This window comes from Psychrobacter sp. M4, assembly GCF_055699795.1.
This window is the reverse complement of the sequence record NZ_CM146740.1, coordinates 1,593,583-1,607,955: the sequence shown is the minus strand read 5'-3', so window position 1 is coordinate 1,607,955 and position 14,373 is coordinate 1,593,583. Positions and strand designations below refer to the sequence as shown.

At 44.9% G+C, this 14,373-nt stretch carries 11 protein-coding genes; 10 read left to right on the top strand and 1 reads right to left on the bottom strand.

Going from position 1 to position 14,373, the window contains the following annotated elements; translation table 11 throughout:
• Positions 1-42 precede the first annotated feature (42 nt).
• The 9 genes from ACR63N_RS06690 (at position 43) to ACR63N_RS06650 (ending at position 12,511) form a co-directional block, all read left to right on the top strand.
• A complete protein-coding gene (locus ACR63N_RS06690) occupies positions 43-1,302 on the top strand; it encodes an NAD(P)/FAD-dependent oxidoreductase (RefSeq protein WP_472782631.1) in 1,260 nt (419 codons plus the stop codon).
• A gap of 74 nt (positions 1,303-1,376) precedes the next feature.
• Complete coding sequence (gene dapA / locus ACR63N_RS06685; RefSeq protein WP_472782630.1) at positions 1,377-2,258, top strand: 4-hydroxy-tetrahydrodipicolinate synthase; 882 nt, start codon at positions 1,377-1,379, stop codon at positions 2,256-2,258.
• Between the two features lie 60 nt (positions 2,259-2,318).
• Positions 2,319-3,833 carry an aldehyde dehydrogenase gene (locus ACR63N_RS06680; protein ID WP_472782629.1) on the top strand — a complete coding sequence of 505 codons (1,515 nt, stop codon included), beginning with the start codon at positions 2,319-2,321 and terminating at the stop codon, positions 3,831-3,833.
• 130 nt (positions 3,834-3,963) lie between these two features.
• Complete coding sequence (locus tag ACR63N_RS06675; RefSeq protein ID WP_367110242.1) at positions 3,964-5,412, top strand: alanine/glycine:cation symporter family protein; 1,449 nt, start codon at positions 3,964-3,966, stop codon at positions 5,410-5,412.
• 296 nt (positions 5,413-5,708) lie between these two features.
• Positions 5,709-9,407 carry a DNA polymerase III subunit alpha gene (dnaE, locus tag ACR63N_RS06670; protein WP_472782628.1) on the top strand — a complete coding sequence of 1,233 codons (3,699 nt, stop codon included), beginning with the start codon at positions 5,709-5,711 and terminating at the stop codon, positions 9,405-9,407.
• 95 nt (positions 9,408-9,502) lie between these two features.
• Positions 9,503-9,892, top strand: coding sequence for an Hpt domain-containing protein (locus tag ACR63N_RS06665; protein ID WP_367103242.1), 390 nt, complete (start codon positions 9,503-9,505; stop codon positions 9,890-9,892).
• A 2-nt stretch (positions 9,893-9,894) separates the two neighbouring features.
• Complete coding sequence (locus tag ACR63N_RS06660; RefSeq protein ID WP_472782627.1) at positions 9,895-10,794, top strand: RNA methyltransferase; 900 nt, start codon at positions 9,895-9,897, stop codon at positions 10,792-10,794.
• 254 nt (positions 10,795-11,048) lie between these two features.
• Positions 11,049-11,963 (top strand): serine O-acetyltransferase, encoded by a 915-nt coding sequence (gene cysE, locus ACR63N_RS06655; protein ID WP_472782626.1) that lies wholly within the window; start codon positions 11,049-11,051, stop codon positions 11,961-11,963.
• Between the two features lie 110 nt (positions 11,964-12,073).
• Complete coding sequence (locus tag ACR63N_RS06650; protein WP_367105982.1) at positions 12,074-12,511, top strand: PACE efflux transporter; 438 nt, start codon at positions 12,074-12,076, stop codon at positions 12,509-12,511.
• A gap of 43 nt (positions 12,512-12,554) precedes the next feature.
• Here the strand turns inward: ACR63N_RS06650 and ACR63N_RS06645 are convergent, their stop codons facing one another.
• Positions 12,555-13,094 carry a DUF924 family protein gene (locus ACR63N_RS06645; protein ID WP_367105983.1) on the bottom strand — a complete coding sequence of 180 codons (540 nt, stop codon included), beginning with the start codon at positions 13,092-13,094 and terminating at the stop codon, positions 12,555-12,557.
• Between the two features lie 199 nt (positions 13,095-13,293).
• Between ACR63N_RS06645 and ACR63N_RS06640 the strand changes: the two genes are divergently transcribed.
• The gene (locus ACR63N_RS06640; protein ID WP_367105984.1) at positions 13,294-14,028 is read left to right on the top strand and encodes a glucose 1-dehydrogenase; all 735 of its coding nucleotides are present in this window, start codon (positions 13,294-13,296) and stop codon (positions 14,026-14,028) included.
• Positions 14,029-14,373: the final 345 nt, after the last annotated feature.

Sequence of the window (14,373 nt, the reverse complement as noted above, 5' to 3'; positions counted from 1 at the left end):
AGCCAACTTTATCAAGTGGTCGCGGACGTATAGAGAATACTTATGGATATGCCAAACTCTGATTTATACGATATACATATTATTGGCGGTGGCATTATTGGCCTTACGACTGCGGTGATTCTGCAATCTCGCGGTATCAAAGTGGCGCTGCTAGATGCCAATAAAGTCGGACAAGGGGCGTCAATAGGTAACGCGGGCCATATCGCCACCGAACAGGTCTTTCCCATTGCTGATGCTAGCATGCTGCGTCATGTTCCGGCGATGCTCCTTAATCCCACAGGGCCACTACGCTTAGATTGGCGTTACCTGCCGCGTCTGCTGCCATGGGCCGTGCAGCTTTTGCTCAATATGCGTCCTGAACCATTTGCCCGTATTCATCAAGCGCTATTGAATCTCAATCAGCACAGTCTACAGGCATGGCAAGATTTTGCGGCGCAGTGGCAGCTAGGCGCTTGGATTGAGGTCAAAGGCTCATTATTAACGACTGAAAAGCTTGTCAATCTTAAGGTATTAGCAGCGCATGGTCAGCGTCTTAACGATATTGGCGTGGTTAATGAGCAGCTCACAAAAGAAGAGCTGTTAGCGCGCGAACCGGCCTTACAAGACAATCAATTAGGCGCGCTATTTTTTCCAAATACTGGACATATTACCAATTTAAAAGCGGTGATCAATCAGCTTAACCACACCTTTAGAGAATTGGGCGGACACGTTATTGAACAGTGCCGCGTCCTTCAAGCTGTCACCGGTGCCGATGGTATTCAACTAAATACCAATCAAGGGGATATAACCGCTGCCAAAGTAATGCTATCGGCAGGCGCGCACTCTAAGCTACTAGCCAAACAGCTAACTGGCATCAATGTGCCGCTAGATACTGAGCGCGGTTATCACTTAATGCTGCCGCATGAAAGTACACGTTTGCAGATTCCGGTATCGAGTATGGATCGGCGCTTTGTCATGACGCCGATGCAAGAAGGGCTACGGTTGGCAGGGACGGTGGAATATGCCGGACTTGACGCGCCTGCCAATATGCAGCGCGCGCAAATACTTTTGCAGCACGCCCAGCCCATGCTTAAAGCGCCATTAGATTCAACTGATAGCGTGTCATGGATGGGATTTCGTCCCTCAACCGCAGACTCTCTACCCGTCATCGATAGAGTTGAGCGCGTGTTTTTAAACTTCGGTCATCAGCATTTAGGATTAACGCAGGCAGTCGTTAGTGCGCAAATGATTGCCAAATACTATTTTGATGAAGAGCATGCTATCGATCCAGCCCCTTATCGATTAGCACGCTTTAGTAAATAAACATTTTAACCTCGCATCTTCTATAAAAGTCGATGTCTTTACTGATTCACAAACCAACCCATAAGGATCGTCTCATGAATATAAATGGAATCTTAGTCCCCATCGTTACTCCTTTTGATGATAACGACAACGTTGATACCGATAAGTTAACTACGCTAGTTGAAGCCTTTATAGATAAGGGCGTGTCAGGCATCGTCGCTTGCGGCACCACGGGCGAATACTATACCTTTTCAGCCGAAGAGCGCGAGCTGGTATTAACCACTATTGCTAAAGCTGCCAAAGGTAAAGACACTGCAAAGAAAATTACTCTCATCGCTGGTATCAATAGCTTATCGACCGATCATTCCATCGAGCTTGCCAAACAAGCCAAAGATTTAGGTTATGACGGTCTTATGCTCTCAGCCACCCCCTATAGCTTACCGGAACAAGATGGCGTCATTGCTCATTTTGAAAAAGTCGCTGATGTAAGTGAGCTACCGATCATCATGTACAACTTCCCCGCTCGCGTTGGCGTGGCTATTGAGTTTGATACCGTTGCTCATTTAGCCAAGCACCCGAATATCGTTGGCGTCAAAGAAAGTAGCGGCGACTTTAGCCATGCCCTACGTATGCTACAAGCTAATTTTGACAACTTTGAGGTGGTTTGCGGCTGTGATGATCAGCCCGTTGATTTCTTCTTTTGGGGCGCAAAAAGCTGGATTGCTGGCGCGGCAAACGTGTTCCCAGAAGAGCAAGTCGCGCTATTTGATGCCACCCAGCAAGGCGACTGGGATAAAGCCAAGCAAATCATGAGCAAGATTTATCCAGCTATTCATTCTATGGAGTCAGGCAATTATAACCAAAAGGCCAAAGCAGGCTGCTTGAAAGGCACTATGGATGTCGGTTCAGTACGGGTGCCCTTGACAGATATGCCAGCAGATGAAAAAACAGAGTTTTTAGCCCTACTGTCTTCATAAAAACTGATAAACGTATCAGCTTTTACGATAAGGATTGACACCTCTACAAGGATTAGAAAAATGACTACGACTAAAGAGCGAGCCACTAAAAAACCGATCACCAAAGAACAAGTATTCGAGCAGGCCAAGCAGCGACAGCTGTGGGCAGGTCACTTAATCGCCGATGATAATTTATCAGAAGCGACTATAGATAACTATACGCCTATCGATAACAGCGTTATTGGTCAAATAGCTTCTGGTAATGCAAGCGATGTAGACGTGGCAGTAAAAGTGGCGCGTGATAGCTTTGAGCACGGTGAATGGCGACGTCTCGCGCCAGCTGAGCGCAAAGCCATTATGCAGCGCTGGTGCGCCTTGATGCATGAGCATTTTGAGGAGCTAGCGGCGCTTGACTGCGTGGATGCTGGCAAACCCATTACTGAGTGCTTAGAGACTGACATGCCAGCGACGATCGAAACCTTTGAGTGGTACGCTGAAGCCGCTGACAAAGTCTTTGGTAAAGTTGCACCGACAGGCAGCAATGCTTTAGGGCTGATCGTGCAAGAGCCGATCGGAGTCGTGGGCGCGGTACTACCATGGAACTTCCCCGCGCAAATGTACGCCTGGAAAGTCGCCCCTGCGCTTATTATGGGCAACTCTGTCATCGTTAAACCTGCGGAGCTGACCTCTTTATCAGCCTACCGTTTGACCGAGCTTGCCTATGAAGCAGGCGTACCCAAAGCAGCGCTACAAATGGTTTGCGGCCTTGGCGAAAATGTCGGTGCTGCACTCGGCCAGCATATGGATGTCGATATGGTGTCATTCACTGGTTCAACCGAGGTCGGTCGTCTGTTTTTACAGTACTCTGCGCAAAGCAATCTAAAAGAGATCGTCTTAGAGTGCGGCGGCAAAAGCCCGCAAATTATCTTTGATGACGCGGTACTCAATGACTCAGCAATTAACGATATCTTGTCAGCGGCGTTTTGGAATATGAGTGAGAACTGTAGCTGCGGCTCACGATTACTCGTGCATAGTAGCCAAAAACAGGCACTCCTAAAACAGCTACAAGACGGTCTAAAAGACTGGAAGGTCGGTTCGCCCTACGATCCTGATACGGCCATTGGCCCTATGATTGAACAAGCACATTTCGATAAAGTTTCGCACTATCTTACCACGGCAAAAGAGGAAGGCGCGACGATCATTGCAGGTGGCGATATTCATAAAGACTTAGGCAGTGGCTGGTATATCGAACCGACGATTTTTGACGATGTTAGCAGCGATATGACTTTGTTCAAAGAAGAGGTCTTCGGCCCTTTGCTAGCGGTGACAACTTTTGAGACTGAAGAGGAAGCTATTCAATTAGCCAATCAAACCAGCTATGGCTTAGCGGCCTCTTTTTATACCCAAAACATTAAACGCGCTTATCGCGTGGCTTCAGCAATCAAAGCCGGTACGGTCTCAATTAACGGATTTTCAGAAGGTGATATCACTACCCCATTTGGCGGTTATAAACAATCAGGGTTCGGCGGGCGTGACAATGGCTTAGAGGCCTTGGCACAGTATGCACAAACCAAGACCGTTTGGTTGGTTAATTAGGCTGTATTAGATGCACTTTTTGAAAAGGTTTTGTTTAAAACCACTTGTTGAAAGCCACTTTTTGAGAAACACTTTTTAAAACTACTTTTTAGAGTGACCCCTTTAATAACACTTACAAGGAAGTAAGGCTATGGAAGCGATTATTAATACCATTGTTGGTTATATATGGAGCGATGCACTAGTTTATTTGGCGCTTGGTGTCGGTATTTATTTTACTGTGATGACACGCGGTGTCCAGTTTCGCTATCTCAAAGAGATGGTTCGGCTGCTGTTTGACAAACAAACTTCTAGCGAGGGTATTAGCTCATTTCAAGCCTTTAGCATGGCGCTATCAGGCCGCATCGGGGTGGGCAATATCGCTGGGGTCGCCACAGCAATTGCCGCTGGCGGTCCAGGCGCGGTATTTTGGATGATCGTCATGGGACTGCTTGGCGGCGCGAGTGCCTTTATCGAGTCCACATTGGCACAGGTTTTCAAACATACTGTTGATGATCAATATCGTGGCGGCTCGCCATTCTACATCGAGCGTGGCCTAAAGATGAAGCCGTTTGCGCTACTAGTTGCAGCAGTGACTTGTTTGTCTTACGGCGTTTTGGTGCCGGGCGTACAAGCTAATACTATCGCCGACTCGTTTAATACCGCCTTTGGTATTACGCCTATGATAACCGGTATTATTATCGTTGCGCTCTTAGCCTTTATTATCTTTGGCGGGGTCAAACGTATTGCTCGCTTTGCTGGTACCGTGGTTCCCTTTATGGCAGTTGGCTATATCTTATTAATGATTATCGTTTTAGCCTTTAATGCCTCCAACTTGCCTGCCATGTTCGCTCTTATCTTCAAAAGCGCCTTTGGTATGGATGCCGTCTTTGGCGGTATTGTCGGTACAGCTATATCTTGGGGCGTACGCCGTGCGGTGTTCTCAAACGTGGCGGGTGCTGGTGAAGCGACCTTTAGCTCAGCCGCTGCAGAAGTCTCTCATCCGGCCAAGCAAGGTTTGGTGCAAAGCTTTTCTATCTATATCGATACCGTTCTGGTTTGTACCGCCACCGCGCTGATGATTCTATCTACCGGCATGTACAATGTCATCCCAGCAGAAGGGGTGGTTTTAGTTGAGAATATGCCCGGCATTGCAGCAGGAACAGCCTTTACGCAAGCTGCGGTATCGACGGTATTTAGCGACTACGGTAGCGGTTTTGTGGCTATTGCTATCTTCTTATTTGCCTTCACGTGTTTGATTGCCTATTACTATATCGCTGAAACTACCCTAGTCTATTTGGATAGTAAACTGCGCTATCCTGTGTTGAAACCTATTTTAAAGATTGTGTTTTTGATTATTTGCTTCACTGGTAGTATGCAGTCTGTCGGCGTCATGTGGGCGCTTGGTGATATCGGTTTCGGTAGCATGTGTTATCTCAACTTTATCGCTATCGTACTGCTTAGCAAAACCGCTCTAAAAGTGCTCAAAGACTATGATGAGCAAATGAAGCTGGGTCTTGATCCTATCTTTGATCCTAGAAAAGCAGGGATTGAAAATGCCGATTTTTGGATAGCTTATAGCGATAAACATGACAAGCGTTAAATCCTCACCAAACTCACTTTAGTTATTTTATGATAAAAGCTCTTTATGCCTTTATAGGTGTAGAGAGCTTTTGCTTTGATTGAATTATTTTTGTCCTAGCCCATTTAGATTAGGACTATCGAATAAGTGGCTGAATACGCTAAATAATGCTATTATTACTGGCTAAGCTTAAAAGATATGAGTTGGAAAATTACTCATTTATTTATATATAAAGCACTGATAATAAAGACTTTATTAATTTAATACCACTTTTAATAAGCTTCTCTCCTTTGTAATTGCACCAGTAAGAGTCCTCTATGGCATTTGTACACCTTGGCATCCACAGCGAATATTCTATTACCGATTCTATTGTACGTATCAAACCGCTGATCAAAGCTGCTAGCGCAGATAATCAGCGTGCGCTAGCTTTGACTGATTTATCTAACCTGTATGCTACGGTCAAGTTTTACCGTGCCTGCTTAGGCGCTGGTGTTAAGCCTATCATCGGCAGCGAAGTCATTGTGGATAATGAGGACACGCGTCTGGTACTGCTTGCTATGAATAACGAAGGCTATCAAAATATCACGCGCATCGTCTCGCTGGGCTTTACAGAAGGAAGAGTTGATCCGGCTAATCACGGCACGCCCATTATTAAGCGCCAACATATCTTAGATCATGCTGCTGGCGTTATCGTACTGTTTACTGAAAAATCAGATGTTGGCCAAGCATTAGTGGGCTCTATGCCTGAAAGAGCTGATGAGCTAATTTCAGAGTGGCAACAGCAGTTTGCTGATCGTTTGTATTTCGCTATTAAGCGTACCAATCGCGCTGGTGAAGACGCTTTTATCGAAGCCGCTATTCAGGCAGGCGCGCGGCATAATATCGCTATCGTAGCGCACAACGATGTGCGGTTTTTGGAGCAAGAGGACTTTGATGCGCACGAAGCCAGAGTTTGTATTGCCGGCTCTTATGTACTCGCCGATCCCAATCGTCCCCGGCTATATTCAGACGAGCAGTATCTTAAGACGCAAGAAGAGATGCAAGCGCTATTTGCCGATATTCCACAAGTGGTTGCCAATACAGCACTGCTAGCAAAGCGCTGTAATGTAACTTTAACCTTGGGTATCAATGTGCTGCCGGAGTTCCCAGTGCCTGAGGGCGAAACCATTGAATCGTTCTTTCGCGCCGAATCAAAGCGCGGCCTTGAGAATCGTTTAGAAAAACTATTTCCGCTAGAGACTCGGGGTGATAACTGGCCTGATATTCGCAAGGAATACGATGAACGCCTTGAGTATGAGCTTAATATTATCCTATCTATGGGCTTCCCGGGCTACTTTCTGATTGTAATGGACTTTATTCGCTGGGCAAAAGCCAATGGCGTACCGGTCGGCCCAGGTCGTGGTTCTGGCGCTGGCTCATTGGTCGCTTATGCGCTGAACATTACTGACCTTGACCCTATTCATTATGATTTATTGTTCGAGCGCTTTTTAAACCCTGAGCGGGTCTCCATGCCCGATTTTGATATCGATTTTTGTATTGAAGGCCGCGATAGGGTTATCGATTATGTGGCGCAAACCTACGGTCGTGAAGCGGTCTCACAGATTATCACCTTTGGTACTATGGCGGCAAAAGCCGTAGTACGCGATGTGGCGCGCGTACAGAGTAAATCGTATTTCCTTGCTAATAAAATATCGAAACTTATTCCCAAAACGCCTGGAATGACCCTTAGCCAAGCGCTTGAGCAAGAACCACAGCTCAAAGACTTAATCTCTAATCCCGACAATATGGATTATGAAGATGCCATTGAGGTTTGGGAGATGGCAGTCAAGTTAGAGGGCGTGTGCCGAAACGTGGGTAAACATGCTGGCGGGGTGTTGATCGCTCCTAACAAAATCACTGATTTTAGTGCCATTTACTGCGATGATGAAGGTCATCGTGTTAGCCAATTCGACAAGGACGATGTTGAGGATGTCGGTCTGGTTAAATTTGACTTTTTGGGTCTACGTAATTTAACGGTGATAGATGCGGCTGTTAAGAATATCAATCAGCGCCGCGCTCGTGAGGGCAAAGCAGCCCTGGTATTAGAAGACCTGCCATTAGACGACGCCAAGGCCTATAAGCTATTACAAGACGCCAAAACCACTGCCGTTTTTCAGTTAGAGAGCATGGGTATGAAAAAATACCTTGCCAAGCTGCAACCGACCAATATCGAGGACGTTATCGCTATGTGCGCGCTGTATCGTCCAGGACCACTCGATGCGGGTATGGTTGAGATGTATATTGATCGCAAACACGGCCGTGAAGAGGTCATCTATGATCATCCTCATCTTGAGCCTATTTTAGAGAACACCAACGGCGTTATTGTCTATCAAGAACAGGTGATGCAAATCTCACAGGTGATGGCTGGCTATAGCCTCGGCGGCGCTGATATGCTACGCCGCGCTATGGGTAAGAAGAAGCCGGAGGAGATGGCCAAGCAGCGCGATATCTTTGTCAGCGGTGCCACGGCTCAAGGGATCGATGAGGTGACCTCAGGCGGGGTATTTGATTTGATGGAGAAGTTTGCCGGCTACGGTTTTAATAGATCACACTCAGCCGCTTATGGGGTACTCGCCTATCAGACCGCCTATCTTAAGCGCTATTACCCAAGTGAGTTCATGGCGGCGGTACTGACCTCTGATATGAACAATACTGATAACGTAGTGTTCTTTATTAATGATTGCCGTGAGAATTTTGACTTAACTGTCGCCAATCCTTCTGTCAATCGTAGTGAATGGCACTTTGTTGCCGATACCCCGACCAATATCATTTACGGGCTTGGCGCGATTAAAGGCGTTGGTGAAGGCGCAGTTGAATCTATTGTAGAGGCGCGTCGCCGCGATGGGCCTTATAAAGACTTGTATGACTTTTGCCGCAGAGTAGATATCAAAAAGGTCAACAAACGCACACTTGAGGCTTTGATCAGTGCCGGCTGCTTTGATGATTTTGCTGCAACCTTGCGTCCTGATTTGTCAGCGGAGGAAGCGTACGAGATTCGCGGGGCGCTCATGAGTCAGCTGCCAAGTGCAGTGCAAGCGGCTGAGCAAGACCGAAAGAACGGCGAGCTTGGCATGATGGATTTATTTGGCGAGATGGATGGTGTAGTTGCTGCGCCGCCGCTAAAAATGACTGCCGATTTGATCTGGGGCGATAAACATCGGCTCAAAGCTGAGAAAAACACCTTAGGGCTGTACCTAACTGGGCATCCTATCAATGAGTATTTGGATGAGTTAAAACGCTACACTTCAGGGGCGCGTCTTGATAGTCTTACGGACACCGGTTATAACGGCAGTTGCTACTTTGCTGGGCTTATCATTGATATAGCAAACTTTGGCAATCGTAACGTTATTACTTTAGACGATGGTACCTCGCGGCTGGAGGTCAGCTGCTACGCAGAGCGCTTCAACCGCGTCAAAGATCAGCTAAAGGTCGATGAGGTGGTTATTATTAAAGGCAGTATTCGTGAGCGCGAGGGACGTCTATTCGCTCGCCTCGATAACGCCTTGACCATAGTAGATGCCCGTTTGCGCTGGCTTAAAAAGATAAGCATTAAAGTTCATGGTAGCGATATCGATCTACTACAGCGCCTGCAACCTTTGCTCAAATCAGCACAAGCTCATATCATCCCGCCGCCGCGCTTGTCCTATAAAGAAGAAGACAATCAAGACAGCGCTTCTAATGACTATTATAACGATGCAGGCGGCAGTTTATATGACGAAGAAGGCAACGATTTACTGGCTTTAGCACAAGATACTGATCAAAACAATTTGAATCCTGTACTTAGCAACCCTGTACTCAATAATATGGATGACTCGATTAATGACAACTGTACCCCACTTGGCTTAAGCGTCTACGAGGATTATGGTATTGCTAATGTGGCACTGTCCGAGCATTGGCGTCTCTACCCTAATGATGACAACATACAAGAGCTTAAAAGTATAATTAATGAAGACAACTTATATTTTCACTACAGCTAATAGTCTACTATAGTTAGGTTTTTTGTTTATTATAGCCAGTAACTTTGGTATATTTGTTGTACCCTTTACTTTTTACTGAAACGGAATACCTGCCCATGGTCGAAACTCAATATAACAACCGATGTATAAATAATGAAACCGATAATAAAATTATCGATACTGAACAATTTGAAGAGATGCGCGACTTATTGGAAGAAGATTTTGTAGATTTAATTCAAACCTATATCATTGACAGCAAGCAGCGTATTGTGCTGATGCAATCTGCTCAAAAAACCAATGACAATGCCAATGGCTTTGAAGCCGCTCATGCTTTAAAAGGAGCTAGTATCAATTTAGGTGCGACTCAATTAGTACAGCTTAGTGAACAATTACAAGAAGCTTGTCGCAATCGACAAATTGATCAACAAGCAGCGCTTATTGGGCGAATATCAGCCGCGCTGGAACATACCGAATACGAGATCAATCAGCGCCTAGGACAATTATAATAATGAGCCGCTCTCCCTTGCCATCTGTAGCACAAAACTCTACTCCTCAAGCTCCTTATACCATTAGCGATTATTTATCTTGCTTAAAAATAGTGATGGTTAATACCACCTTACCTGCTAATATCGGCTCAGCGGCGCGAGCCATGCACACTATGGGTTTGTCGCGATTAACTGTCGTCGATCCCAAACATCCAGTAGATGAGACCAGTATCTCTCATGCTGCAGGTGGTAATGATGTATTATCAGCCACTACCATTGTGCCCAATTTGGCAGACGCTATTAGCAACTGTCAACTGGTTTTTGCAGCCAGTAGTCGCAGTCGCCATTTGCCGCGTCCAGTAGTGACGCCTACTCAAGCAGCAAAAATCATGTTTTCTTTTATTGACCAACAAAATGCTACTTTTCTAAATACCAGTAAACCTGATTCTAACTTATCAGTTATTAACAAACCTAACATCGCTATCTTGTTTGGCCGTGAAGATCGTGGCCTTACCAATGAAGAATTGGCCTATGCTGATTATCATATCCAAATCGATGCCAACCCCGCCTATCCTGTGCTTAATGTGGCATCAGCCATCCAAGTTATCGCTAGCTTTATTTTTGCTTATGCTCAGACTCACGTCAATATGAGTAACAACAACCAGAACAAGAGTGATTTCGCATCAACGCCAATGCTAGACACGTTTATGCGTCAACAATGGGATGAACCCGCCATCACTCAGCAGCAGTTGCAGCAGCTTACCCAGCGTATAACTACACTGATGATAGATCGCGGTATCGCCGACGCTGATCATCTAAAATCTCTGCCATCACGACTGTCTCGTTTGGGATCTAGAGTCCAGCTTGATCAAAAAGAATACCAGCTATTAAGTGCGCTCATTGCTAAACTCTTAAAAGAGTAATATTTAATCGTGTATTTAAATACCATAAATAAGCTAACATTAATTTGTTAGTTTTCTTGTATTTTATGGTTAATGACTATATTTTGTTGTGCAAACCTGCTATAACCTTGCAATACTTACTATAAACTCGTTTGAGCGCATATTATTGAATCAGTTTATTAACATTATCTTTTTATAAATGTATACTAATAACATAGGTAAGACTATCTTACTTTTACAAATATTATTTCATTAAATAGCAGACAGGGTGCCCTATGTCATTGCCAACCACTTTATTCAAATCTCTTGTCCGCATCAAAAAAGACTTAACCGAAGATATCGATGCGGTATTTAACCGTGATCCCGCTGCCCGTAATAGCCTAGAAGTCATTTTGACTTATCCTGGCATACATGCCCTCATTTTGCATCGCGGCGCCCACTACTTATGGAATCGTGAGCACAAACTTGCCGCTCGCGTTATATCCTATGGATCTCGCATCATCACCAGCATTGAGATTCACCCGGCTGCCAAAATTGGCAAGCGCTTTTTTATCGATCATGGTGTCGGTGTCGTTATTGGCGAGACCGCTGAGATTGGCGACGATGTAACCTTGTATCATGGCGTGACCTTGGGCGGGGTTTCACAAGATGATGGCAAACGCCACCCAACATTAGAAGATGGTGTGATTGTGGGCGCTGGCGCTAAAGTTTTGGGACCATTTACCGTGGGCAAAAATGCTAAGATCGGCTCCAATGCCGTCGTCGTCAAACCTGTACCCGCATTCGCTACGATGGTAGGTAGCTCAGCGCGTATGATCTCTGATTATCATGATGAAAAAGGTAATCCGGTTCCATCTAAGATAGCTACTAGTAAGTCCAAGAGCGCTTTGCAAACTAATCAAAAAGACAACGACAAGATTGAGTCTCAGTCTACAGAACAAAACTCTAAACGCACTACTACCTTTCAAGCTTATGGTATTGATCCTTACTCGCAAGATCCTGTTGCTGAGGCTTTTGCGAAAATGCTCGAGCACATTCAACAGTCCGAAAACCGTTTGGATCAATTGCAAGCGGCTATGCAAAAGCTTGATCCTAAATTCTCCAAAGAAGAATATGATAAGTTGTGCTTGAAAGATTTAGATGTGATTGGTCAAGAGGATATGGACAATGTAGATGCTGAGCAAAAGTAGTCCAAACCAACGGCCTAAGCTTTACTTTTTGTACTTCGTAATCAATAACTGTTTTTAATTTAAAATCCACTATCATATATTAGGCTATGAGCGGCTCATTGGAGTTTTAATTGATCACACTGAGCCCTATTAAGCGCCGCGTTTTATACGTTACACTTTTTGAGATATTCGCGGTCATGCTCACCACCTTTATTCTAGTGGGATTAAGCGGTGGTGACACCCAGCAATCATTGATACTGGCCATTATTATTGCCAGTACCGCTATTGTATGGAACTTTATCTATAATACGCTTTTTGAATATTGGGAGAAGCGTAATCAAATTAACAAGCGTACTTTTATCATCCGTAGCCTTCATGCAATAGGTTTTGAGGGTGGACTGACTTTGGTTTGTATGCCTCTTTATATGATTTGGTATGGCGTTGGGATTTGGATGGCGCTGACGATGGAGATATCACTTACTCTTGCTTTTTTGGTCTATACCTATTTATTTACTCTAGGTTTTGATACTGTTTTTACCCTACCGCAGCAAGCGGATAGTGCTGTTTAGAATCTATTGCTTTTTTCAGTTGATGAAACTTAAAAAAAAGACCCTAAAAAGATGAACCCGGCTCTTTTAAAAACACCAGCTCTTCAGGCGTAGACACCCTTCCCAAAGTCTCATTACGATGCGGATAACGCCCAAAGCGGTCTATGATGACTTTATGTCTGATCTCAAAGCCGTATACCTCATCATTGGTATACTGTTTAAACAGCTTTTCAGCCTCATGATGAATCAGCTTTGACTCACTATGCATATAAGGCATAAGAAGAAACCTACGCTCTTCAAAATTCAGCTTTTCTAATAAACCAGCTGCTACCGCTTCTTGCGCTAAAGTCAGCGCCATAGGGTCCTGCGAAAAAGCAGTTGGCGTATCGCGATAAATGTTACGCGAAAACTGGTCTAGTATAATAATCTCAGCCAAACGACCTTGGGGACTAGTGCGCCAAGTATAAAACTCTGCCATAGCGGCCTTTTCAAGTACCGTAGTAAAGCGTTCTGTTAACAAGCGATCAAATTCCAAGTCTTTCTCAAAAAACTTTTGGCTACCCGCTTCATTAAAACAAAAATCTAATATCTTTTTATACATCAATAGCTCCTTTTAAATATTCAAATAGCTTTCTCATTCTATTACTGAGTATACGCTTATTGAACGTGTTTAATAACTTTACCTATCTAAGACAAGACCTTAAGCTTCATTACCTAAATGCTAGTGGTTATGACCTATAATTGTTGGTCAATAATAGTCTTAATGACAATTGCAGCAAACCCTAAAAGAATAAGGAAGTATTATGGCTCGTCTACAAGACAAAGTTATCATCATTACTGGCGCAGCTCAGGGCATGGGCGAGACCCATGCGCGTTTATGTATAGAGGAAGGTGCGAAGGTAGTCTTGACCGATATCAATAGTGAAAAAGGTGACGCGCTTGCAAAAGAGCTGGGCGACAACGCCCTATTTGTTAAGCAAGATGTCACAAGCGAACAAGATTGGGACAAGGTGGTCAAACAAACCAAAGACAAATTTGGTCAAATTGATGTACTGGTTAATAATGCTGGTATCACTACCCACAAATCGATTTTAGATACCTCGGTAGAGGACTACCGCAAAATACTTGAGATTAACCAAGTATCGGTATTCTTAGGCATGAAAGCGGTCATTCCGACTATGAAAGCAGCCAAGCAAGGCTCTATCATTAACGTCTCATCGATTAACGGTTTGGTCGGCGGCGCTATCGGCTATACCGATTCCAAATTTGCTGTGCGCGGCATGACCAAAGCAGCCGCCTTAGAGTGCGCGCCGCACGGCATTCGCGTCAACTCCATCCACCCCGGCGTCATCGCCACCCCCATGATAACCCAAGGCGATACCAAAGATGCCGTAGACGCTTTTGCCAAAACCATCCCAATGAAACGAGTGGCAGAAGCCAAAGAAGTCAGTGGCATGGTACTATTCCTAGCCTCCGATGACTCGAGCTATTCAACGGGTTCTGAGTTTGTGGTTGATGGTGGTTTGACCGCGCAGTAGCTTACTGGCAAAAGAACATCGAATTTCGCGTAGGGTGGGTTAGTTTTATCAAACTCTCGAAGAGAGTGCTGATGAAACGTAACCCACCATTTAAAACTAAATTATCGGTCTTATTCAATATCACCCAGCCTTATATCATTCATCGAAAACAAAAAATCAAAAGCAAAAAGATAAAAAACTTAGCCTCGAGATTGGAGTTCTTTAAAAGGGAGAAATTATGCGTCTCATAGCTCGGGGTTCTTTAAGGACTATACTCTCGCCTTCACTCAAGCACAGCTTTCGTCTTGCGCTCGGGTACAGCAGTGCTTCATTATATCCTCATTTACCCTCGGCAACAGTAAGACT